The 22,375-nt window shown below is 67.8% G+C and carries 19 protein-coding genes and 3 pseudogenes; 13 read left to right on the plus strand and 9 right to left on the minus strand.

Features of this window, described 5'->3' with window-relative positions:
- Nucleotides 1-175 precede the first annotated feature (175 nt).
- Both AB0H84_RS52505 and AB0H84_RS52510 read left to right on the plus strand, forming a co-directional pair.
- Entirely contained in the window at nucleotides 176-646 is a 471-nt protein-coding gene (locus AB0H84_RS52505; RefSeq protein ID WP_357622061.1) for a signal peptidase II, read from the plus strand.
- 311 nt (nucleotides 647-957) lie between these two features.
- Complete coding sequence (locus AB0H84_RS52510; RefSeq protein ID WP_357622064.1) at nucleotides 958-1,215, plus strand: hypothetical protein; 258 nt, start codon at nucleotides 958-960, stop codon at nucleotides 1,213-1,215.
- 70 nt (nucleotides 1,216-1,285) lie between these two features.
- Here the strand turns inward: AB0H84_RS52510 and AB0H84_RS52515 are convergent, their stop codons facing one another.
- The 4 genes from AB0H84_RS52515 to AB0H84_RS52530 form a co-directional block, all read right to left on the minus strand.
- The gene (locus AB0H84_RS52515) at nucleotides 1,286-1,804 is read right to left on the minus strand and encodes a GNAT family N-acetyltransferase (protein ID WP_357622066.1); all 519 of its coding nucleotides are present in this window, start codon (nucleotides 1,802-1,804) and stop codon (nucleotides 1,286-1,288) included.
- Nucleotides 1,805-2,040: 236 nt separating this feature from the next.
- Nucleotides 2,041-8,124 (minus strand): RHS repeat-associated core domain-containing protein, encoded by a 6,084-nt coding sequence (locus AB0H84_RS52520; protein ID WP_357622069.1) that lies wholly within the window; start codon nucleotides 8,122-8,124, stop codon nucleotides 2,041-2,043.
- 1,262 nt (nucleotides 8,125-9,386) lie between these two features.
- The gene (locus tag AB0H84_RS52525; RefSeq protein ID WP_357622072.1) at nucleotides 9,387-9,938 is read right to left on the minus strand and encodes a hypothetical protein; all 552 of its coding nucleotides are present in this window, start codon (nucleotides 9,936-9,938) and stop codon (nucleotides 9,387-9,389) included.
- Nucleotides 9,939-10,211: 273 nt separating this feature from the next.
- Nucleotides 10,212-10,985, minus strand: coding sequence for a SigB/SigF/SigG family RNA polymerase sigma factor (locus tag AB0H84_RS52530; RefSeq protein WP_357622075.1), 774 nt, complete (start codon nucleotides 10,983-10,985; stop codon nucleotides 10,212-10,214).
- A gap of 495 nt (nucleotides 10,986-11,480) precedes the next feature.
- Between AB0H84_RS52530 and AB0H84_RS52535 the strand changes: the two are divergent.
- Nucleotides 11,481-12,533: pseudogene (locus tag AB0H84_RS52535) on the plus strand (transposase); the annotation flags it as partial.
- Between the two features lie 149 nt (nucleotides 12,534-12,682).
- On the opposite strand, the gene AB0H84_RS52540 reads toward AB0H84_RS52535, so the two are convergent.
- A complete protein-coding gene (locus AB0H84_RS52540) occupies nucleotides 12,683-13,669 on the minus strand; it encodes a hypothetical protein (RefSeq protein WP_357622078.1) in 987 nt (328 codons plus the stop codon).
- A gap of 644 nt (nucleotides 13,670-14,313) precedes the next feature.
- Here AB0H84_RS52540 and AB0H84_RS52545 point away from each other — a divergent pair.
- Nucleotides 14,314-15,126 (plus strand): aminoglycoside 3'-phosphotransferase, encoded by an 813-nt coding sequence (locus AB0H84_RS52545; protein ID WP_357622081.1) that lies wholly within the window; start codon nucleotides 14,314-14,316, stop codon nucleotides 15,124-15,126.
- A 212-nt stretch (nucleotides 15,127-15,338) separates the two neighbouring features.
- Here AB0H84_RS52545 and AB0H84_RS52550 read toward each other — a convergent pair whose 3' ends face one another.
- On the minus strand, nucleotides 15,339-15,626 hold the full coding sequence (locus tag AB0H84_RS52550; RefSeq protein WP_357622116.1) for a tyrosine-type recombinase/integrase: 288 nt from the start codon (nucleotides 15,624-15,626) through the stop codon (nucleotides 15,339-15,341).
- A gap of 116 nt (nucleotides 15,627-15,742) precedes the next feature.
- Between AB0H84_RS52550 and AB0H84_RS52555 the strand changes: the two genes are divergently transcribed.
- Nucleotides 15,743-15,958, plus strand: a complete 216-nt coding sequence (locus tag AB0H84_RS52555) for a hypothetical protein (RefSeq protein WP_357622083.1) — start codon at nucleotides 15,743-15,745, stop codon at nucleotides 15,956-15,958.
- Between the two features lie 185 nt (nucleotides 15,959-16,143).
- A pseudogene (locus AB0H84_RS52560) lies at nucleotides 16,144-16,293 on the plus strand (IS256 family transposase); the annotation flags it as partial.
- A gap of 64 nt (nucleotides 16,294-16,357) precedes the next feature.
- On the opposite strand, the gene AB0H84_RS52565 reads toward AB0H84_RS52560, so the two are convergent.
- Nucleotides 16,358-17,119, minus strand: coding sequence for a class I SAM-dependent methyltransferase (locus AB0H84_RS52565; protein WP_357622086.1), 762 nt, complete (start codon nucleotides 17,117-17,119; stop codon nucleotides 16,358-16,360).
- Nucleotides 17,120-17,190: 71 nt separating this feature from the next.
- Here AB0H84_RS52565 and AB0H84_RS52570 point away from each other — a divergent pair, with 71 nt between their 5' ends.
- Complete coding sequence (locus AB0H84_RS52570) at nucleotides 17,191-18,147, plus strand: LysR family transcriptional regulator (RefSeq protein ID WP_357622089.1); 957 nt, start codon at nucleotides 17,191-17,193, stop codon at nucleotides 18,145-18,147.
- 391 nt (nucleotides 18,148-18,538) lie between these two features.
- Here the strand turns inward: AB0H84_RS52570 and AB0H84_RS52575 are convergent, their stop codons facing one another.
- Nucleotides 18,539-19,177, minus strand: coding sequence for a helix-turn-helix domain-containing protein (locus AB0H84_RS52575; protein ID WP_357622092.1), 639 nt, complete (start codon nucleotides 19,175-19,177; stop codon nucleotides 18,539-18,541).
- A gap of 61 nt (nucleotides 19,178-19,238) precedes the next feature.
- Here AB0H84_RS52575 and AB0H84_RS52580 point away from each other — a divergent pair, with 61 nt between their 5' ends.
- From AB0H84_RS52580 to AB0H84_RS52595, 4 genes are all read left to right on the plus strand, one after another.
- Nucleotides 19,239-19,907, plus strand: a complete 669-nt coding sequence (locus AB0H84_RS52580; protein WP_357622095.1) for a class I SAM-dependent methyltransferase — start codon at nucleotides 19,239-19,241, stop codon at nucleotides 19,905-19,907.
- Between the two features lie 316 nt (nucleotides 19,908-20,223).
- Entirely contained in the window at nucleotides 20,224-20,475 is a 252-nt protein-coding gene (locus tag AB0H84_RS52585; protein WP_357622097.1) for a hypothetical protein, read from the plus strand.
- A 2-nt stretch (nucleotides 20,476-20,477) separates the two neighbouring features.
- Nucleotides 20,478-20,693: a TrmO family methyltransferase gene (locus AB0H84_RS52590; RefSeq protein ID WP_357622119.1), complete on the plus strand. Its 216-nt coding sequence runs from the start codon at nucleotides 20,478-20,480 to the stop codon at nucleotides 20,691-20,693.
- Between the two features lie 127 nt (nucleotides 20,694-20,820).
- Complete coding sequence (locus AB0H84_RS52595) at nucleotides 20,821-21,192, plus strand: DoxX family protein (protein WP_357622099.1); 372 nt, start codon at nucleotides 20,821-20,823, stop codon at nucleotides 21,190-21,192.
- Nucleotides 21,193-21,500: 308 nt separating this feature from the next.
- On the opposite strand, the gene AB0H84_RS52600 is transcribed toward AB0H84_RS52595, so the two are convergent.
- Complete coding sequence (locus tag AB0H84_RS52600) at nucleotides 21,501-21,878, minus strand: Tn3 family transposase (protein ID WP_357622102.1); 378 nt, start codon at nucleotides 21,876-21,878, stop codon at nucleotides 21,501-21,503.
- Between AB0H84_RS52600 and AB0H84_RS52605 the strand changes: the two are divergent.
- Nucleotides 21,831-21,932: pseudogene (locus AB0H84_RS52605) on the plus strand (IS982 family transposase); the annotation flags it as partial. The gene AB0H84_RS52600 and the pseudogene AB0H84_RS52605 overlap by 48 nt on opposite strands.
- 47 nt (nucleotides 21,933-21,979) lie before the next feature.
- Nucleotides 21,980-22,225, plus strand: a complete 246-nt coding sequence (locus AB0H84_RS52610; protein ID WP_357622105.1) for a hypothetical protein — start codon at nucleotides 21,980-21,982, stop codon at nucleotides 22,223-22,225.
- Nucleotides 22,226-22,375 lie beyond the last annotated feature (150 nt).

Consider the following 22,375-nt stretch of genomic DNA (forward strand, 5'->3'; position numbering starts at 1 on the left):
ACCACGCGCCATGCCCATGGCTTATCAAGGCCAGACCACACCGCGCAGACGAATCCACAACCCTCTCGTGATCGGAACCCCGAACAGGCCCTAGTAGTCTCAGGGAAATATTTGTTGGACAGCGCGGAGGCCATGAATGATGCGGTTAGAGCGGGGTTCGAGTCGGCTGTACGGCATGATGCTCATGCTGGCCGCGGTGGTCCTTGTCGTGGATCAGCTCACCAAGCTCTGGGCGGTCTCCACGCTGTCCGGCAGTGAGCGCGTCGCCGTGATTCCCCCTCTGATTCACTTCCGGCTGTTCTACAACGCCGGAGCCGCGTTCTCCGTCGGTACCGGCGCGACATGGGTGTTCGCCCTGGCGGCGACAGCCGCAGTGGTCGGCATTCTCTACACCGCGCGTCGGCTGGCCTCCCCTGGCTGGGCGCTCGTGCTGGGGGTGCTGCTTGGTGGGGCGGTGTCTCACCTAGGCGATCGGCTCTTCCGCGAGCCCGGCTTCGCCCGCGGGCACGTCGTGGACTTCATCGACTACGGCCTGTTCGTGGGTAACGTCGCCGACATCGCACTCACCTGCGGGTGTGTTGCGATGGTACTGCTCAGCCTGCGTGGTGTGCCGCTCGCCAGGGTGCCCGGGGAAGAGCCCGCCTAGCTTCTGGCCCAGGACCATCGGCAGGCGACAGCAAGCAATGCGAGGAACCTGCCTCATGATCGGTGAGACGCCTTCGGCTCCGCGTGGTCTCATCTCTCAGAGGCACCGCAGCTCAGGGGCAGCCCGATACCTCAAGTGAAACGAGACAGGACCCAGAGGGCTTGACCGGCACCCTTTACACCGAGTGCTTGCCATGCTCCGCACGGTGCGCGCATCATGCTGGGATGGGCAGAGTGGGATCTTGGTTACAAACGTGGTGGCGAGGCGGCGACGGGTCACCGCAGGACGACATCCCGAACGGGCCGCTGGCGATGTTCGCAGTGCAGAGGCTGTACGACCGGTACGGCCACGAGATCTACGCGCGCGCGGCCACTGACCCTGCCTTCAGCGCGGCCATCAGCGACCTCGCGGCATCGATGCGGGAGGAACTGGACCAGGAAGGGCCGCGGGTGGCCAAGCTGCTCATCCGCAAGACGACTCTGAACTTCTACCTGCTGGGCCATGCGCATGCCGTCCTCGACCTCCGCTGGAGGCGGCGATACGTCCCGATGACCAGCACCCGGTCATAGCCGACGCAGGTTGCCGCACCGCTGCGCGTCGACAGGGATGGGGCTTGCACGTGATCAAGAATCTGCGTGATCAGTGGCTGAGGGGCTTGCGGTATCGGCGGTACTCACGGACCACCTGGAAGCCGAGCCGCTCGTACAGTGACCGCGCCCCGGCGGGGTCGCGGCCCTCGGTGTGGAGGCGGATCGGTCCGGCGCCCTGCCGGGTCAGCGTGCTGAGCGTCCGGGTGAGCATCGCGGTTGCCAGGCCGCGCCGCTGGAGGTCCGGATCGACCTGAGCGTCCTCGATCTCGATGCGGGTGGGTGTGTGGCTCACGGCGACGAGCCCCACCACGCGTTCGGCAATGGTCGCCACCTGAAACAGATCGAGCTGCGATCGGCCGAGCCAGTCGCGTAACCGGTCCTCGCTCGGCGTCGTGAAGAACGGTCGCCCGGCCCACGCGCGGGAGGCGAGGTCGAACAGCGGTCGGGCGTCGGCGACCGTGGCGGCTCGGACCGTGATGCCGTCAGGTAGCTGTCGGGGTAGTACCGGCGAACCGCGGGACCGGATGGCGTTACTGGAGCGCAGCGGGTATCGGCAGGTGTTCACCATGGTCGAGATGGAGTACGACCTGTCGCTCAGGGTCGGTTTCCTGCTGCGAGAACTGGTTGATCAGGTCAGCGAGGGCTTGCCTGTCCTGGGGTGCTGGTCATATCCGGCCGGAGATTCCCGCTGGCCGGCTGTCTCCGCAGGCCGGCAGCTTCCGAGAAGACCATGTTCCCGGAAGCTCTCGACGCGAGGACTTCCGGGAACGAGGTCAAGTCACGCTTGACCACACGGCATGGGTATTAGTTGGGGGGGACCGCCGGCGGCCTGATGATCTCCCAGATGCGATAGACGCGCGCCCACCCTTTCGAGCGCGGAGCCTCCGACACGTACGGCTTGGAGGCCGGGCCGTGCGGGGTGCCCTGCCACGCGATGCCTTCCGTCTCTGTCCGGGCGCTCCTCGTGTACGCCCCGGTGGGCTGGGTCCTCCCCAACTGCTCGTCGATCGAGCGTCTCTGCGCGTCGGTCAGCCCGCGCGACTGAGTCTGGCTGGTGTTCGGCGGATTTCGCTGTGCCTTGGGCGGCGACTGTCGTTGGACCGCCCTGCGACTGGTCGGACGGACGGCGGGCCGATGCCTGACCGTGGACCGGGGCCTGCTCGCGCGCCTGGTCACCGCCCTGCGCGCAGCTTCGGCTCGGCGCCTGGCCGCCGCGGCTCGGCGCGCTGCCGCTGCCGCTCTTCGCCTGGCCGCCGCGGCGGCCGCCCGCTGCCTGGCCAGCGCGGCCTTCTTCCTGGCCGCTTGCGCCGCCCTCTTCTTGGCCGCTTCCGCGGCTCTCTTCCTTGCTGCTTCAGCCGCCTTCTTCCTGGCCGCTTCGGCGGCTCTCCGCCTGGCCGCCTCCAGGGCTCGCCTTCTGGCCGCTTCGGCGGCCCTGCGCCTGGCTGCGGCGAGCGCCGCCCGCCTGGCAGCGGCCGCCGCCGCCCGCCTCGCGGCGGCCTGGGCGAGCTTCCTGGCGATGATGCGGGCCGCGATCCTGGCCGCGATGCCGACCGCGATCCAGAACAGCTGGCCGTCGGGGTCGCTCATGGTGACGGGGCTGTTGTTGGCGTAGGCGTAGGCGTTGAGCTGCTGCGGATCGCCTTCGTCAATGATGGGGTCGACCGAGAGGAAGCGGCCGTTCTTGGGGTCGTACTCGCGGGCGCCGAGGTGGACGAGCCCAGTGGTCGCGTCCTTGGTGCCGCCGACGAATCCGCGTTGTCCCGGCCACCAGGGTGGTGGTGTCCCGCGATCCTCGCCGAACGGGGTCTGCCTGCGGATGGCCACGTCTCCGGTGCCGGCGTTCACCATGGCCTGCGCGGTGCCCTGGTGGTCGTTGGCCATGAAGTAGACCTGGTTGTCCGGCATGCGCACCGCGATGGCCTCGCCACCGATGGTGTAGTAGCGGGTCTGCTCGACGACGTCCTTGGCGTAGTCGAGGCGCAGTTCCATGTCGTCGATGTAGAGGGTGGCGTCGGTCGGCGTCTTGCGGAGCAGGCGGTCGCCGTCCGCGTCGTAGATGAACGAGGTAGTCTTGCCGGCCTCGGTCACCGACTCCAGGTTCCCTTCGGCGTCCCAGACCAGGCTCTGGTCGGCGTTGCCGACCTTGCGCCTGGTGGTGTTGCCCGCGGTGTCGTACTCGAACAGGTCCGAGCCGACGCTCTGCAGGGCGTGCGGCTGCTTGCCGCCGGCCGCCGGGTAGGTGAAGGTGCGGGTGCTCTCGGCCGCGCCGCCCCAGGCGTGCTTGGTCTCCTTGATCCTGTTGCCGGTGACGTCATACGCGTAGCTGACCGCGTACGGGGCCACACCGCCGATCTTGTCGGACTGCGGGGTGCCGCCGGCACAGTCGTCGGTGGCCGTCCACGCCGAGGTCAGGCGGCGCAGATGGTCATATTTGAAGCACTGCGTGTCCTGGCCGGCCGCACCCTTGTCGGCGATCTTGGTGATGTTGCCGGCCGCGTCGTAGGTGTAGTTGAGGTCCAGATCGCTGGCGGCGGCACCTGCCCGGTCCAGCCGCATGCCGGTCAGCCTGCGGGTGCCCTCGTCGTGAGTGTAGGTGAGCCAGGTCTTCTTGGTGCCCTCGCCCAGTTCGTACTGGAGGGTCTCACCCATCTTGGAGTAGCGGGCCGCGCTGAGGTACGCCGACAGCCCGGTGACCTTGGTCGGCTGGCTGAGCCCGTCGTAGCTGTAGACGACCGACTCCTCCGCCAGCCCGCCGCCCGCCGGGAAGCTGACCGACTGGACCTGGTCGTCGAGGGTGTAGCGGGTGTTGAGCTGGTAGGAGCCGGCGAGCTTGCCCTCCCGCTCGGGGATGGTGATGGTCTGGCGCAGGGCGCGGTACTCGGCGTCGATCGCGTTGATCTCGGCCGTGTACGCCTGCCCGCCGACGTACCGGATGCTGGCGTTGAGCTCTCCCTTGGCCAGCGCATCGTACTTCCACTCGGCCAGCAGCGGGCCGCTCGCGGAGCCTTCGCGCATCTGCGTCTTGCGGCCCAGGGCGTCGTATCCGTACCACAGGGTCTTGCCGCGCGAGTCGGTGGTGGTGACGATCTCGTCGGCGTCGTTGTACGTGGTGGTCGTGACGCCCTTGTCCGGGTCCTCGGTCTTGATCTCCCGGCCGCGCAGGTCGTAGTGGTGGCGCCAGACGTTGCCTGCCGGGTCGGTCACCGTGGACAGGCGGCCGGCGTGGTCGTAGGTGTACTTGGTGGAGTCGTACTCGCCGGTCGGGGTGGCGCCCTTGTACTGGCGCAGCTCGATCAGGCGGTCCTCGGCGTCACCGATGCGGGTGGTGGCGGTGCCGCCCGGCGGCGGTGTGACGTGGATCCTGTCGCCCTCCTCCTTGGCCGTCACCCGGTACTTCTCCACGCCCTTCACCTTGAAGACCTGGGCGTTGACCTCACCCACGCCGTCGAACAACGACACGACCTGGCTGGGGACGGCGGAGTCGGCCACCGCCAGCAGGTCGGTGGACGGCGTGCCCGTGGCGAAGTAGCCGGTGTTGGCCTTGTACTCCTCGCCCTGGGAGTTGTGGAAGGTGTCGGTGATCGTGCGCCCGTCACGTAGCGCGGGATCCGTCGTCTGATCGTCCGCGGGCGCGGGTTCCTGGGTCTGGCGCTCACGCATCAGGCCGTCGTACAGCTCGTGGCTGGTGGTGTAGCCGCCGTCCGCGCGCAGCGTCTTGGTGGTGACGACACTGGGGCCGTCAGTACGCACCGTGTAGGAATACTCGGTGCTGGGCGACTGCCCGGCCGCCTTGCTGCGGTCGGCCTGCCAGACCTTGATCAGGCGGCCGAGCGCGTCGTACTCCATCTCCGTGCGCTTGCCGTTGGCGTCGATCTCGGCGATGGGCTCGCCCCAGGCCGGTTCGAGCTGGGTGCGCTCGACGTGGCCGAGCTGGTTCGTCTCCGTGGTCTCCGTCGCCGGAGCGCCCGTGGCCGGGCTGTAGGTGGTGACGGACTTGGTGCCGACCGGGTCGGTCTCACTGGTCTCGCGGCCGTAGACGTCGTAGGTGTGGGTAATGCCGGTGATCGTCTGGCCGTCCGCCGAGACGAGCTCCTGGACCGTGGTCACGTCGCCCTTGGTGGGCGGCTGGCCGTTCGCCTGGCCGTCGTACTGGATCTTCTCGTCGGAGAGCACCTCACCGGCGGCCAGCGTGGAGACCGCGGTGCCGCAACCGGCGGCGACCTTCTGGACCCTGCTGGGGTAGTCGAGCATCCAGGACGTGTCATTACGGGCGTAGCTGTAGCGGGTGCACTCGTCGTCATCCGCGCTGGCCAGGTCGCCCTTTTCGTCCACCTGGAGGAGCAGGCCCTTGGCGTCGTACGAGCGCTCCTCGCCGGTACGCCGCCACTTGTCCCCGGCCAGCGCGGTGCGGGTGACCATGGACTTGGGCTGGACCACGTGCGCGGCCTTGGTGACGCCGCCCTGCGTGGACTCGGCCGTCTTGACCGACCACGGCTCCTGCGCGGTCGCGGTCAGGACCGCCCCGCCGTCACCGTCGAAGAGGATCTCCTCCCGCTCGAACCCGGCCAGTTGGTCGAGGTCGTCCAGCTTGACGCCTTCGGAGTCCTCCACCTGCGCGCTGCGCTTGGAGCCGTCCGCCAGCTTGTCGCCGTGCATACCGCGGAAGAACCGGAACTCCGTCAGCGTGCGCTTGCCGTCCTGCCCGTCGCCCTGGCGCACGCGAACCCGGCCGAAGCCGCGGTAGTCGGCCCAGGTGCGGTGCTCGGGCTTGACCAGGATGTTGTCGGCGTAGTGCCAGCCGGCGCCGTCCAGGTACTCGTAGTCGGTGACCACGTTCGGCGAGCCCGCGACGCGGTCGACCTCGACCGTCTGCGTGACCAGGTACTTGTGGAACCAGTCGGTGACCTCGGCCTCGCCCGGTGGCGCCCAGCGCTGCGGGAAGCAGCGCCTGGTGTTCTTGTCGGCCGTGGGGACGTCGCCCGGCTTGCAGTCGGCCGGCGAGTAGTTGATCCGCAGCTCACCGCCGGACTCGTTGTTGATCGCCTGCACCCGCCACTTGACCAGAGGGGCGCGGCCCTCAAGGGCGTCCACCCGGTTGGGGAGTTGTACGCCGGTGAACTTGACCGGGGGAAGCGTTATCGTGCCGCCCACGTGACCGGTCTGCTGAATCGAGGCCAGCCACAGCGCCGGACTCATGCCGTCACCCGAGGCGGGGAACTGGTGCGCCAGCGTCCACGAGTCCACGGCGCAGTACTGCGCGCCCGAGCATTTGGCGGTGTTGGTGTTGAGGATCTGTGTGGTGACCTTGGCCAGGCGCTTGCGGGTGAAGAACGTCGGAGCCAGACGGTCGGTGCACTTCACCCCCGCGTCGCAGATCTGGTCGAACGGCACATCCGGCCAGGAGTTCGCGGTCTCCTTCTTGAGCTGGTCGGCGGCGCAGGTCACCGTGCCGCTGGGCAGGCAGCGCTCGGCGACGTCGAACACCACGCGAGCGGCCGGCGGCTTGGTGAACAGTTCGTTCTTCAGGTAGCCGTAGTCGATCCGGGTGAGGTACGCGCCGCGCACGTACTGGGTGCCCAGCTCCGGCTTCATGTTGCGGCCGTAGTAGTTGGTCTCGCGCTCGTACCAGTACGTGGTCGCGTTCCCGTGCGTGTCCACCTCGGAGTCGAGGTTCCACCGGTAGCCCTGCTGGCACCAGGCGTTGGCCGGGGTGCTGTTGTAGCACGGCTCGCCGCTGTTGTTGCCGAACACCGGCACCGTCTGCACCGACTTCGTCTCCGGCTTGCCGCTCACCCAGCCGGGCAGCCGGTTCAGGCCGAAGGTGTACTGGGTGCCGTCCGGCGTGGTGACCCGCCAGTACTCGCCATTGTCGTCGCCGTTCGTGGCGCCGGTCAGCGCCTCGATCCTGGTGCCGTCGTCCCGCTTGGGCCGCCACTGCTTCGTGGTGGCGTCCTTGACGAGCTCGACCGACGAGTCGCCCAGGGACATGGTGGCGTTGTCCTGGTCCCAGCACAGATCGCCGGTCTTCTTGCCGTCGATCATGCACGACTTGTAACGGCGCTCGATGTAGCCGCCCGGGTTCAGCTCGAAGCCCTCGCCCGCCCAGGACGCCTGATTGTTGGTCGAGGCGGTGCGCCCGTCCACGCTCTGGGAGGAGTAGCCCAGCGACACGCCCGGCTCCTCACCGCCCAGCGCCGGAGGCATGCGCAGCTCATAGCCCCAGGTGAAGTCGCCCGACTGAGTGCCCACGCTCCAGTCGGACGAAGCCGCCAGAGAGGTGGCGGCATGGTCGCCCGATGGGCCGGCCGCCGCCGCGGTCAGCGCGTACAGGCCGCCCGTCTCGACCTCGGCGGTCACCGTGCCGCTCGTGACGTTGTTGTCGCTCTTCACCGGTTGCGGCTGAGCGCAGCCGGCCGCGCCGGTGAGCGCGCACTCCTCCAGTTTCACCATGCGCAGCCGGGAGCCGTAGTCACCGCCGTAGGCGTACCGGAAGCCGGAGTAGTCCACCTCCACACGGGTTTTGACCGGCTTGGCCGCGGCCGCCGCTGCCACCCCCTGCCCCGGCGACACCCGCATCGCCAGGCCGAGCAGGTCGGTGTCGAGCAGCTCGACACTGATCGGGTCCGTCGCCTGCGCCGCCTTGGCCGTCCCCGGCGCCAGCTTCACCGGGAAGCCGGCCGCCAGGGTGGAGACGGAGCCGCCCAGCTCCGCCTTCTGCGGCTTGGGCCAGGTGACGGCCGGCGCCGCCTTCCACGCCTGCTTTGCGGTGGGATCCGCCAGCGGCGGCTTGACGGGGACTTTCCCGCCCGTCACCGGCGCTTCTTTCTGCACGGCCGGCGCCGAGCGCGGGGCCGCGTAGGCGGGCATGGCGTACACCATCTCCACCATCAGGACGATCGAGAGAACGGGAGCCAGCCTGCGTGGCCAGCGCGATTCGGGCTTGGCCTCTTCGGTCGCGAAACGATTCCACGATGTTTCCGGGCGATCCGGCTCCTGGGGGGTTTGTTGAAGGCCGTTCCATCGGGAGTTGGGCAGATCTAACTCGCTCGGCAGATCCATTAAGCTGCTCCAGGGGTTTACGGGGCGGCTCGCTGAGCGAGGTCTGCGGTGCTCAGCGTGCCATCGGAGGCGCGACACCTGGCGGGTCTCGCGACTTGAAGGAAACGATCTCGACGGTGCGTCCAGCCCTTCCCGGCCGCCGCCGTGACGCGATCAACGTCCGGTATGCGATCCGCCACTCGGCCATCCTGAGCTGGGGTTACGTCCGGGACAACGGGTATCCGGGCATATCCGCGGTCTTGATCGATGATCGGATCGTCGCCCCCGGCAAGCCGTTGGTCCAGACTTTTGCGCCTTCTGCTCAAATATTTTTCAGCTGTAGGGACACCTCTGAAACTTTCTGTCCGCCGCACCGTCGCCCGACGATTTCTTCCTCCTCGGCAGCCAGGTCGCGGCGGTTCCCGGTGGCCGGGTCGACTGCCCATGTCAGCGGCGATGCTGCTCAAAGTTGGTCGGGTCGCCAGTCCACGATGAGGAGACCACGGCCTCCGTCATCGCCCTGCTCACGGAGCGCTGGGATGGTCTCGGCGTGCCCCCGATGGCGAGGGGCATCGGGACCGGCTCGCGAGCTGATACCCGGCCAGATCCCGCAGGCGGGTGGACGGTGCATCAGCACGGACAGGTCAGAGTGTGGGACGAGGTCGAAGACGCCATCAAGGGGTCGTGGTCATATCCGGCCGGAGATTCCCGCTACCGGCTGTCTCCGCAGGCCGGCAGCTTCCGAGAAGCCCATGTTCCCGGAAGCTCTCGACGCGAGGACCACCGAGAACGAGGTCCAGAGCGCGACGTACGACCAGCTCAGCCCTTCTGAGGACAAGCGGCGGGACAGCAAGCGGGAAGTTCCGGCCGGATATGACCAGCACCCCGTCCTGCCCCGACAGGTCCTGCAGGAGGACCGCCACTGGCTCGATCACCTGCATCGTGACCGCGGGCGTGATTGCGTCGTCGTCGCTGAGGTCCAGCCTGATGACGACCTCGGTGAGGGCCTTGGCGAGGGTGCGTTCGAGCGGGGTCGCGATGGGCTCCTGACTGGTCGTCGGATTGCGAGGCGTGTCCGGGGCGGCTGACAGGGCACGAGGAGGGCGACCCGGTCAGCCTCCTGCCGACTCGGTGAGCCGGGCTTCCATCTCGGCGATCATCTGGGCGAGCAGGCCGGTGTTCTCCTTCTTGACCACCTGAGGGCCCACCTTGTCGATGCCGGAGACCTTGGTGATGCACTCGTCGACGGCCATGGCCATCGTGCCGAACTCGGTGCGGGCGATCGACTTGTCGTTGCCGGCCTCGAAGGTGGTGGCGCGGTGCATGTCCTTCATCGCGGTCATCGCGGTGCGGGCGGCGGACACCGCGTCGCGGGCGGCGGACACCGCGTCGCGGGCGCGGAACTCATCGCCCAGGCCCTGGCGCATGTAGCGGGTGACGAAGACCCGGCGCCGGGCGGGGTTTTGCGAGGGCAGGAATTTTTCCAGGCGGTCGCCCCGGTTGGCTGCGACCACGCGGGCGACCTTGACGGCCCGCCGCAGGCGGGGGCCGTCCTTGATGCCGACGCCGGCGGCGATGTCGGCGTAGCTGACCTCGCGGCCGTGGTTGCCGCGCAGCCAGATCATCACTTCTGCGACGTCGTTCTCGGCCTGCGTCCAGTCCATCGCGTCGCTGGCTCATAGCAGCCCGCCGTTGTCGTCCAGGTGCTTCGCCAGCGCGGCATCGTCCACAGCGGAGCCGGTGGCCAGTCCCGGACAGCGGAGATGGTCGCCTCGGCGCCATCGCAGAGCCCGGCGATAGCTTGGGCGCGATCAGCAGTGAACCGGATCCGGTTGTCGGCGTACGGATTCAAGTGCAGAGCCCGTTTATCCGTACTCACCATTGCAGAGCGTGGAGTACGCCGACCTACGCCCGGCGCGGCAACCAGAGGCTGAGGATCAGGCCGTCAACGCGGTGCGTAGCTTGGCGAGGACGGCACGCAGGATGCGCGAGACGTGCATCTGCGAGATCCCGAATTCCTTGGCGATCTCCGACTGGGTCATGTTGCCGTAGAAACGCATCAGCAGGATGTTCTTCTCCCGAGCCGGTAGGGCGTCGATAAGCGGCTTGATCGCCTGCGCGTCGACCAGCGTGTCGAGCGACTGGTCCTGCGCGGCCAGCAGATCGCCCAGCTCGGCGGCGTCCTCGTCGCCGCTGCCGACCGGCGCGTCCAGCGACAGCGCCGAGTAGGCGGTGGACGCCTCCATCGCCAGCAGCACGTCCTCCTCGGAGATGCCCAGCTTGGCGGCCAGCTCGGCGACAGTCGGCGAGTGGCCGAGGACCTGCGTCAGCTCGGCCGTGGCCTTGTTGATCTCGATGCGGCGTTCCTGGTAGACGCGCGGCACCCGGACAGCCCAGGTGCGGTCGCGGAAGTGCCGCTTGACCTCGCCGAGCATGGTGACCATGGCGTATCCCCTGAACTCGTGTCCGAGCGAGGGATCGTAGCCGTTGACGGCCTTCATCAGCCCCACGTAGGCGGCCTGGCGCAGGTCGTCCATGGACTCGCCGCGGTAGCGGTAGCGGCGGGTGATCTCGGTCACCAGTCCTTCATGCATGTCCACCAGACGCTCACGGATGCGCGCTGCGTCCAGGTCGGAGATGTGCGGGTCGGCCAGGCGGGTCAGGAGGTCTTCAGCGGTGAGCTGCTCGGAGGTGGGGGTCAGGACGGGCACGTGCTTCTCCCGGATGTGATGGCTGCCCCGTCCATGGAAAAGCCCATGCAGAGGCACGCCTTGGTTCGCGTGAGAGGAAGCCCTCTGCTGGACTTCGCAATCCACCATCCCCCACGGCGGCCCTCCCATCACCTTCTGGCGGTAACAGATTCATAACTGATGCGGGAAGCAGCGATCATCAGTGCTCGAGACCCCACGCATGCGCGTCTGGTTGCTCTACGCCGGGCCTGCCGCAGCCACCCGGACGTGGACATCGGCCGAAGAGCTGCATCGGCTGATTCCGGCCTCGCGCCTGCTGATCCTGGAGCGCAGCGGACACCTCGGGGTCCCAGTAGCAATGGAGCAGAATCCAACGGTGTTGCTCTGCCGACCTGCGAGAACTCCTTGAGAAACACGATCATAGGACGGCGGGCCCAGAGCCCATCCATGCAGGTCAGGCCCATATCCGTTGGATTTTCCGCGATTGCTACTGGGACCCGCGATGACATCGCCACAACCCACGGCGCGGCGAACGCGATCCTGATCGAGGCCCAGCGCGGCGTGCCGATCGTGCAGTTGTGGGGCGGCGGGCTGCTGGCCTCGGTCGACGGGCTGCGGTTCGTCGTCCCGGTCCAGACGATCAACGCCGCCCCCTCCCCGAAGTACTTCGGCTACAAACGCGGTCTGACGCTTCTGAATGCAGTCAATGATCAAGTGATGGGGATCGGGCAGATGGTCGTGCCTGGCACGCCGCGCGATTCGCTGTACATCCTGGACACCCTGATCAACATCGACGCCGGGCCGCAGCCCGAGATCGTCACGACCGACCAGGCGTCCGATTCGGACACGGTATTCGGGATCTTCTCCATGCTCGGCTACCGGTTCGCGCCCCGCTTCGCCGACCTAGGCGACCAAAGGTTCTGGCGCTCGGAGGTGCCTGACAGCAACACCACGAGCGACTACGGGCCGTTGGAGGCGATCGCCCGTAACAAGATCAACTGACAGAAGATCCACACCCAGTGGTCGGACATGACCCGGGTCGCCGGGTCGCTGGTGACCAACCAGGTCCGCGCCTACGATCTGCTGCGCATGTTCGCCCGGAACGGGCGGCCCACCCCGCTCGGACAGGCATTCGCCGAGTACGGCCGGATCGACAAGACCCTCCACCTGCTCAGCATCTTGGACCCGATCGACGACACCTACCGCCGCAAGCTGAACAAGCAGTTGACCGTCCAGGAGCCCCGGCACCGGCTCGCCCGCGAGATCTGCCACGGCAGCAACGGGCAGATTCGTAAGGCCTACCGCGAAGGACAAGAAGATCAACTAGCGGCTCTGGGACTCGTCGTCAACGCCGTCACGCTGTGGAACTCCAAGTATCCGTCACCCGCAGGCGACCGGCTGCGCACCCAAGGCGTCCCGGTCAAGGACGAGAACACCGCCCGGCTGTCCCCGCTCGGCCACGCCCACCTCAACGTCCTGGGCCGCTACTCCATCTCCTCCTCCGCCCCGGCCGAAGGCCTGCGGCAGCTCGGCGAGATCCCCGACCTGCCTGACGCCTTGACGGGTTAATCGGCCGAGATCAATTACCGCGTCAACGTTCAGGGACGGGCCATTGGTTCTGCGTAACCGCGCACCCTGGACGAGTTACAGCACCGCATCCAGCAAGGTCACCGACACCGCAGCCTCACTTCCGCGCCCGTGGGCACTTGAAGATCAAGCTAACTCGATCGCATCCAGATCCAGCCGGTGCTGTCCTCCTCCTGAGCGGTTTCCCCGCCCACCGCGATCATCCGATCGTCTCCAGGCAGGCGGGCGAAGTCGGACACAACGTGACCCCAAGTCCCGGTCCGCTCGGGGATTGGCTCCTGGGTCCAGTGCCTGCCATCGTTGTGAAGCATTTGCAGGCGCGTGTTGTCCCTGTCCCATCTCTCGCGGCCTACCTCGGCTACCTCGCCGGCGGTCCAGAATCCGCCATGCCCATCGCCTTCGACCGCCGTGAGTTCGGCCGTTCCTTCCGGAAGTGCGAGCGAGGTGAATCGATGACCGTCCCACCGGAATGCCACCCCCGCCGAGGAATTTTTCGCCATCGTTCCCACCACCCAGACTTCCCCAGGTGACACCGCCGCCACGTCCAGCAGGCGGAGGTATGTGCCGTCGGCCGCCCACGGCTGGATCGCGTAGGGCGGGGGCAGCGGGATGGCCCGAAAGCTGGTGCCGTCCCAGTGCAGGACTGCGGAGTCACCTACGGCCCACACGTCGTTCGGTGACACCGCGCTGAGCGCCTGGATGTCCACTTTGAACGGTAAAGCAACCCTAGTCCACCTTTCTCGAGACCACCGGTTGATATATGCGACGTCCTCGGCTCCCTCCAGCCACGCCTCTCCGGCGCCCGCCACCACGGCCGCCGCCCACCAGTCGCTCCTTGCCGGTCCGCCTTGTCTGGACCAGGTGCGACCGTTCCATCGCCAGACTCTCGCGTCGCCGCCACTGTCGAGGCCGAATACCCAGACGTCACGGCTCGATGAGGCGGACACGGCCCGGGGGGCCTGCGGCCCAGCGGGTATGGTGACGTCACGCCAGCCGATGCCATTCCACCGCTTGACGGTTGGGCCCATTTCGCCGCTACCAACCGCCCACGCGTCCCGCCTGCTGGTTACCACCACTTCATCCAGCGAAGTCCCGTGCCCGGCCTCGGCAACTTCCATCCAGGTTCCCGAGCCTGTCCACACCGGAGGGCCTTGAGCGGACGCCGAGGGGGCAGGGGTGCTCGCGCCCCCAGAGCTACAAGCCCCCAGCGTCACCACCAACGCCGCAGCCGCAAGTCGACCGCGCATGTCCCGAAACCTCTCTCCCTTGACAACCCGTGGCGTCTTCACCCAGTTCACGCGCTGATCGCTACGCTTGATCACGAATTGCCGGCGCAGTTCCTCCTACGCCAACGATCACATCGTGATCCAGTATCGCGTCGTTTACCGCACATGCGACTTCAACACCTCGGCCACCATCCGACGGGTAACCGCGTACTTTGCGCGCCAAGGCCGGCCACACCGGGGGCTCGGGACTCTACACGCACGTGAACATGCTGGGCCGCTACTCCTTCGCCCTGCCTGAGCTGCCCGGAGGACTGCGTCCCTTGGGAGATGCGGGTGACCTCCGCGACGATGACATCGGAAGCTGACAGGCAAGGACCGTTATGGGAAACAGCCCAAATCCCCTGGAAGGGGGACGACAGGCTGCCGATGACAGGCTTTCCGCAGTCGAGGCAGCGCAGCCGCGTTCCCACCGACAGACCTGTTCAGCTGAGAAACCATTTGTCACTCGTGCCGCTCGCTGGGAAGATCATGTGCCCGTGAGCAGCCCCTTCATCTCCGAGATCCCGACCGGCCCTGTGATTGTCCCCGACGCCGTCACTGCGCTTGCCGGCGGCGACACCGTCACTCCGGTGTGGCGCAACGCGCTCGGCGGGCTGACGTTCCGCCTTGAGGACGGACACGGCGGCACCAGGTACGCCAAATGGGTCGCCGTCGGCACCCCAGAAATCGACCTCGCCTCTGAGTCCGAGCGTCTGGCCTGGGCACAGCAATGGGTGAGCGTCCCGCACGTCATAGAGCACGGCAAGGACGCAGACGGCGCGTGGCTGGTCACCGCAGCGGTCCCCGGCCGCTCGGCGGTGGACCCGCGGTGGCTCGCCGACCCGGCGGCCGCGGCGGCCGCGATCGGCCGAGGGCTGCGCCTGCTCCACGATGCCCTGCCCGTGGAGAAGTGCCCGTTCGAGTGGAGCATCGATCGACGGCTTGCACGCGCCGACCAGCGCATCGCCGACGGCGAGAGCCCGGCCGATTGGTTCCCCGAGCACCGGCAGCTCGACCTGGCTAAGGCCCGGGCGCGCATCGGCGAGCCGCCCGCGATCGACCGCCTGGTCGTCTGCCATGGCGACGCGTGCGTCCCCAATACATTGCTGCACGACGACGGCACGTTCGCCGCGCACGTCGACCTCGGTTCGCTCGGGGTGGCCGACCGGTGGGCTGACCTCGCGGTCGCGGCCTGGAGTACAGAGTGGAACTACGGCCCCGGGTACGACGGCGTCGTGTACGACGCGTACGGGATCGCTCCGGACCCGGAGCGCATCGCCTATTACCGCCTGCTCTGGGACATGGCGTGACGTTTTGCGCGGAGGCCGGCGTACGTCACGGCGACCACACTCGTGCATCGGTGCCCACGGGGCGCGAGGCAGCTCCCGGCGCGACGCTGAACGGCCGTAAGAGCTAGACAGGGAGCCTGGGCGTACTCGCCCTGGGGCCCAGAGCCGGCCCAACGGCCGGTCCGCTGGGCGGTCAGGACGCCGCCGCGCCCTCGAAGGAGGAGGGATGTCTCTCACCGCTTGCGGGCGGCAGGGTCGCGCCCAGCCTGCCAGCGTGCGAGCGCTTCACCCGAGACCCGGGCGTAGCGGGCCAGCGAGGCGACCGAAGTGTGCCCGGAGTAGGCCAGCAGGGTGGAGGTGTTGGCGCCGTCCTCGGCCGCGTGGGTCAGCGCCGTGTGACGCAGCTGATGCAGCGTCCAGCCGCCGGTGGCGGCCTCGAACAGCTCGGCCGCCCGACGACGCTTGCTCGCAGATCGAGACCGCCATCGAGACCGCCGAAGCGCGCAAGAGGCAGCTCGAATCCGAGCACCGGCAGGAGTGCTGCCGCAGCCACCAGGTCGATGAAGACGATCGGGCCTTTCTGGAGGAGGTCTACACCAGCCTCGACATCACGCCGTCTGTCGAGCGCAGATCCGAAGTGGAGCGAGCCCTGAACAAGGGACTCGAACACCGCAAGCGGGCCGCCGACGCCAAGCAGCACACCACCGCCAGCGAGATCAAAAGCGCCATCGGCATGTTCCAGCACCAGTGGCGCGACGTGGCCCCAGACAACATGGTGGATTGGGCGATCCGCCACTTCGCCGCCCCCGACGTCACGATGTGGTTGGACATGGCCCAGGGGCTCAGACCCTGAACAGGCAGGGCATCTCATGGGGCACACAGAATCTGTGAACGAATGACCGTACCTGCCTCTGCACGTCTACGGGTGCGCCCACAGCGCTCTCAAGCGCTACCTCGCCCGCAGCCTGTTCCGGATTATCCGCCCCGCGATCTCTGTTCACAGCGCTCCAGCAGCACGTTGACAAACATAGGGGCATCGAGCAGGCCGCCCTCAAGTGCGTCTACATGGCGATCATGAGCCTGGACCCGACCGGCAAGGGCCGCAAACGCTGGATCACCCGCTGGAAAGCCGCTCTGAACGCCTTCGCCATCACCTTCGAAGGCCGCCTGACCCCGACCGCCCGATAACTAATCAAGATCGAGATACGCCGTTATCTAGTTATCTAGACAGACCCGGTGTTGATGATGTTCGTCATGCTTGGCCCTCTCTGTTCGCGGGGTGGGCGAGCAGGCGTAGTCCGACGGCGGTCAGGTCGCCCTGTGTGATCCGGAGCTGCTCGATCTGCTGGAGGGAGGCGAAAACCCGGGTGGCGGTGTCGTCGTTGAGCTCGTTGGCGAGGTAGCGATGCAGGTAGGGGACGCGTACGAGCTCGTGGATCTCGAAGGCCGCACGGATCGCGTCCACCATGGTGTCGCCTGAGTGCAGGCGGTGCTCGTCGCGGTGCTGGTTCACCCATTTCGCGTGGGGGTCTTTCACAGCGGCGCCGTGCTCCGGCAACGCGGTCAGGCCGGTTCCGGCCAGTACTGCGCCGATGTCGTAGAACCACGACGCGGTGGCGCGATCGGCGCGTTCCCAGGCGAACTCGTCGACGATCAGGATTCCGCCTGGGGCCAGCAGCGCTCGTGCCCGCTCGACTGCTTCCGCCAGCCGGGCGGTGTGGTGCAGCGACAGGGAGAACACGATCGCGTCGAACGCGCGGTCGTTGTAGTCGGCGATGTCGGACTCGATCGCGGCGACGCCGAGGGCGGTCGTTGCGGCGACGGCTTCGGGGTCGATGTCGATTGCGGCCACCGCGTAACCGGCGCGGGCGAGCGCGAGCGCGAGATGGCCGCGCCCGCAGCCTGCGTCGAGGACGCGCGCCGGGGCGGGCGGCAGCCACTCGGTCAGGAAGGCCAGTTGGTCGGCGACGGCGGGTACGGCCTCTCCGGCCGCTGTGCTGGTAGTCGGGGTCACCGGTTCAGGGTGGGCTGGCAGTAGGCATAAGCACAACTGCAGGTTGGTTGGGGCAGCTATACGCTTGGCGCATGTTGGACACCTGGGCGTTGCAGGTGCTCGTCGCGGTTGCCGACCATGGGTCGTTCTCCGGCGCCGCCGAGGCACTCTCGATGACCCAGCCCGCGGTCTCCCGTCAGATCGCGGGCTTGGAGAGACGAGTGGGAATGCGGCTGTTCACCCGGGTGCCGCGTGGAGTGCGGCCGACCCCCGCCGGAGAGGTCGCGGTCGACCTGGCGCGCGACAGCCTGGCCCGCCTGCGAACGCTGGAGGCCAGGCTGGCGTCCTTTGCCCAGCTGGCGTCGGGCGAGCTACGGCTGTCCGCCTTCACGAGTGCCAACATCGTGCTCGTGCCCGAGGCGTTGCGCCGTTTCGCCAGCGCCTACCCCGGTGTGTCACTCAGCCTGCTGCAGACGGATCAGGCGGCACTCCTCACAGCGGTGGGGGACGGCCGGATCGATCTCGCACTCGTCACGGACTGGCACCTTAGTACAGACCGCGACACGACTGATGCGAGCGTGCCTCAGCGTGCCGTCGACGGCGTCGAGTTGATCCCCCTGCTCGCCGAGGAGTTGTGGGTCGCACTGCCTCCCGGGCACCGGCTGGCCCGGCAGCGCCGGGTACGCCTGTTGGATCTTGTGGAGGAGACCTGGATCGAAGGCAGTCACCCCGACTGTCTCGGCCCCACCGCACCTCTGTCCGAGGCGCTCGGTGCCGCTCCGCGCGTAGGTTTCTGGTGCGACGACTGGAACAGCAAGCAGGCGCTCGTCACGGCGGGCGCGGGCGTGATGCTCGTGCCCACTCTGGCGCACTCGGCCATCCGGCCCGACGTGGTCCTGCGAGCCACCATCCCACCCCTGCCGACCCGCGGCCTGTACGTCGCGGTGGCGGTCCCGCCGTTGCGCGCCCCCGCGGTCGACGCCATGCTCGGGATACTGACCGACCTCCTCGCTCAGCCGAGCTTTCTGACGAGGAGGACCCGCCGGTAGGGAGGACCCGCGACTTTACAAGTATGGAAGTGGATTGAGCGTGCCCGCATTCGAGATGCCCTCGGCACACGCCAGGATGATGCGGACCTGCTCAGCTCGGCGCCGCTCCGGCACTCCCATCCGACGCACCCACTCGGCACGCTCGTAGTCAGACAGCGTGATCTCCACCGCGGAAGGCCCTGAATACGACACCACAACAGGCTAAGACTTAACCCATAAATTTCAGGCGCATGACACTAGCGGCCCCCGGGGCTTGGGTGGCCGGGGTGATCTGGTCGGCGTAGGGCCCGGTATGGGTGTCGGCCAGGTTCCCGATCCGGCCTGCAGGAGGCCGGCCAGGCGGTTAGCCACCAGCATTGCGGGCTGGAGGACCATCGTGACGTCCGTCCGCTCAGCCGGGATCGGCGCAGAGTTGAGAGGTCAAGGCGGTGCGGACCCACTCTTCCCACGTGTCCGGTGACCAGTCGCGGTCGCGGACGAAGATCAGGTAGAGCTGCGGGCTGAGCAGGCCGAACAGCAGGTCCGCCGCCATCTCGACGGAGAGCCCGGGACGGGCGTCGGGCTTGCTGACCAGGGCTTCGGCCGCCGCGTACTGCACGGTGTAACGCGGGTCGGGGCCGTCCGGCCACTGTGCGGCGATCTCAGGGTCGGTGGCCGCGGCAGCGGCGATCAGCGGCATGATCGGGGCGACCCGGCCCAGGATCTCGCGGGTGCCTTGGACGTGCGCGCGCAATTGCCCGGCCGCGGTGGGCTTGGCGCACGCGGCGCGAAACCACTCACGATCCATGGTGGCGACCGGCTCGAGATCCCCGGCGATGGACGCGTCGACGACGTCCTTGAACAACGTGCGCTTGTTGCGGAAAACGAAGTACACCGTCTGGACGGCCACACCCGCCCGGTCCGCGACCTCCTGCAGGCTCGTCGCCCCGTAACCCTGCGCGACGAACAGCTCGCGAGCCGCCTCGACGACCTTCTCACGGGTACGACGTGAGCGCTCGGCCCTTTTGTCCGGCCGCTTGACTGTGTCCATATTGAGAGTATATCTCTAGAGCACGTCACTAGAGTTCAACTCTCGATTCTTGGAGGAGACGATGGACCAGCCCAACGCCACCCAGCGGCCGGAACCGGACCTGGCCTCAACGCAGCGAGACCCGGAGGAGGAGTCCGTCCACCGCGCGCTGGAGCGCTACTACCGCACCGGCAAGCCGCCGTGGGACACCGGCGTCACGCCGCCCGAGCTGGTCGCCCTGGTAGAGGGGCACGGCGCGCTGCCGCCCGGCCGCGCCCTCGAACTCGGCTGCGGCACGGGGACCAACGCCATCTACCTCGCACGGCACGGCTGGGAGGTGGCGGCCGTCGACCTGATCGACCGCGCCGTCGACCAGGCCAGAAAGAAGGCTGCGGAGGCGGGAGTGGCGGTACGGCTGCTGCACGGAGACGCCACCCGCCTCGACGAGCTGGACGTGCCGGGTCCCTTCGACCTGTTCTTCGACCTGAGCTGCTACTGCGGGATCCCACTGCACCGCCGCGACGCCTACGCCGCCGGGCTCACCCACCGCGCCGCTCCCGGAGCACGGTTGCTGATGTTCGGGTACGGCCCCGAGCCGACCGGCAATCCGGCCCCCGAGGTCGCCTCGTGGGCGGCGGGCGTCACAGCCGACGAGCTCCGCGCCAGGTTCCCCGGCTGGGAACTACTCGACGTCACACCTGGCACCAACTCGGTGCCGACCTTCTGGTTCACGCTGCGCCGCGACGCCTAACAATCTCCGGTCGCGGGTTTCTACAGGTCTGTGGCAGATCTCACGCCGCCGAGCAAGCCGAGCCTGGGCGGCGCAGTGGTCGACATGCCGGGTGGTGGCCCTGTGCGCCGCTCGTAGTCCAGGTGGCGCTTGAGACTGATCGGTCGCGGTGAGTGCCGCCGGCTCGCCAGCCGACCGGCGGTGCGGCAGTTGCGGCCAGCGCTCCGGCGGCTGAACCCCGATTCACGTGAACGGCGAATCCGTGCTGTCAACCGGCTCGAACACCCTCGCCAAACACTCCGGTGCCCTCGGGCGCTACGAGAACGTGGAGATCACCATGACAACCGACACCGTGACCCTGCAAACAGTCGGCCGGGTGGTGGGCGGTCGCAGCGAGATGGTCGAAGACGACTGGCACGACGTTCGAGCCGTGATCCGGCTGGACGGTGAGACCTTCACCGCCTCGGCGGTGCTCGGCCTGGAGGGCTTCTCCCACCTGGAGGTCGTCTTCCTCTTCGATCGGTCGACCCAGCCAAGGTACGCACCGATCCCCGTCCCCCACGAGGGAACCCGAGCGCGGCCCCTGTAGGGATCTTCGCCCACCGGGGGCCATACCATCCCAACCGTCTTGGTGTCTCCCGCTGCCGACTCCTCGCCGTGGACGGCCTGAACTTGCACGTCGCCGATCTGGACGCGCTGTCAGGCACCCCCATCCTGGATACCAAGCCGTACCTGATCGGGTTCGCCCCCCGCCATCCGGTCACCCAACCGGCCTGGGCCACCGAGCTCATGAGCTCCTACTACTGAGGTTCCGGCCGGCGGGCCCCCGCCGGCCGTCCAGTGATCAACCTGGTCGCACGTGGACGACACCCACCGCCCGTGTCTGCGACCAGGCCGAGCACCACTGCATCGTCCAATGAAGAGAGCTACCTGTATGAACGTATTTCTGTGGATACTGCAGGCCGTTCTGGCCGCCGCGTTCGGCTTGGTCGGGGTGATGAAGTCCATCCGGCCCAAGGAGAAGCTGCGCCCCGCGATGCCCTGGGTGGAGGACTTCACCGCCACCCAGGTTCGCCTGATCGGCGTGGTCGAACTTCTCGGTGCTGTTGGCCTGATCCTGCCCGCCGTCACCGACATCGCCCCAACCCTCACTCCACTGGCCGCCACCGGCCTGGCCATCACTATGCTCGGTGCAGCCGCCACCCACGCCCGCCGCAAGGAGTCGTCGGGCATCGCCGTCAACGTGGCCTTGCTCGCGCTGTCCGTTGTCATCGCCTGGGGCCGCTTCGGCCCTTACGCCTTCTGACCTCTGCCGAGTTCTAGAGAGGCCCGGCACAGGCGAGGGATTCCGTGAGGAACGCTCCGACCGACCAGCTGAGCGCACCCCTTCAGCGCCTGCTGCCGCCAGGGGCGAGCAGACTGGTGAGCTCCGCGATGGCTCTGGGGAGAACTTGAAGTAGCGGCGCAGGTTCTCCGGCTTTCTTGTGCCGGGACTCGGCCATCAGCATCAGCAGGCTCGCTCCGGCCTGGCCAAGGTGAGTCAGGGCCGAGTGGCGGAACTCGTGCAGGTCCCAGCCCGCGCCCGACCCACCGGCGGCAAAGAGCGTTCGAAGCTCAGAGCGGATCACCTGATTGCTGACCCGCTGGCCCCGGCCCGAGGTCGAGTTGTTTGCTCATGTCGAGCTCGAACTTGCCGTACAGGTTCAGGTGGCTCCAGAACAGGGCCGACAGGGCGCGCCGGTCGGCGTCGGTGAGCTTCTTTCGCCACTTCGGCTCGGCCAGGACGATCTGCGCCATCCTGGTGGTCAGGTAGACGATCGCGGCCTGGACCAGGTGAAGGGCCAGCGCGGAGACCTCGACATGCTCGCGGTCGTCGCCGGTCAGATCACCGGCCTTACCGTAGAAGATGTCCTTGTTGGCCGAGTTCCAGTTCTCCGCGTCGGGGCCCGTATCGCCCAGCGCATCCTGGCCCTGACCGCCGCCATCTGGCACAACCGCGCCACAGGCCAGCCCATCACCCGGTCACTGATCGCCTACGACCACTGACCTGACTTAGGACTTATTCGTCTAGAGGACGACGGCGAGGAACAGAATTGATCAGCGGCCCGCCGCCCATGGGCGCGATCAGCCAGCAAAAACCCTACCGACGCGAGCTGAGCGATCTGCTCGTCGGTCAGGAGGTCGATCAGGCCGTCGCGGACCGCCTGCACATGTCCGGGCGCCGTCTTCTCGAGGAGTCGCTGGCCGTCTTCGGTGATGACGACCATGGCCCGGCGTTCGTCGTTGGTGTCGTTTTCGCGCGTGGCAGGCCGGCCTTCTCCAGCTGGGCCACCTGGTAGCTCAGGCCGCTGCGCGAGGTGATCATCAGGTCGGCGAGCTCGGTGATGCACCGGCGTTGGGGGGCGCACTCGTTGGCCCAGTGCAGGATCTCGTACTGGATCATGGTCAGGCCGGCGTCGTCCCGAAGTTGGCGCTGGCGTCGGTGATGA

This window comes from Nonomuraea sp. NPDC050786 (genome assembly GCF_040654115.1).
In the GTDB taxonomy this organism is placed as follows: domain Bacteria; phylum Actinomycetota; class Actinomycetes; order Streptosporangiales; family Streptosporangiaceae; genus Nonomuraea.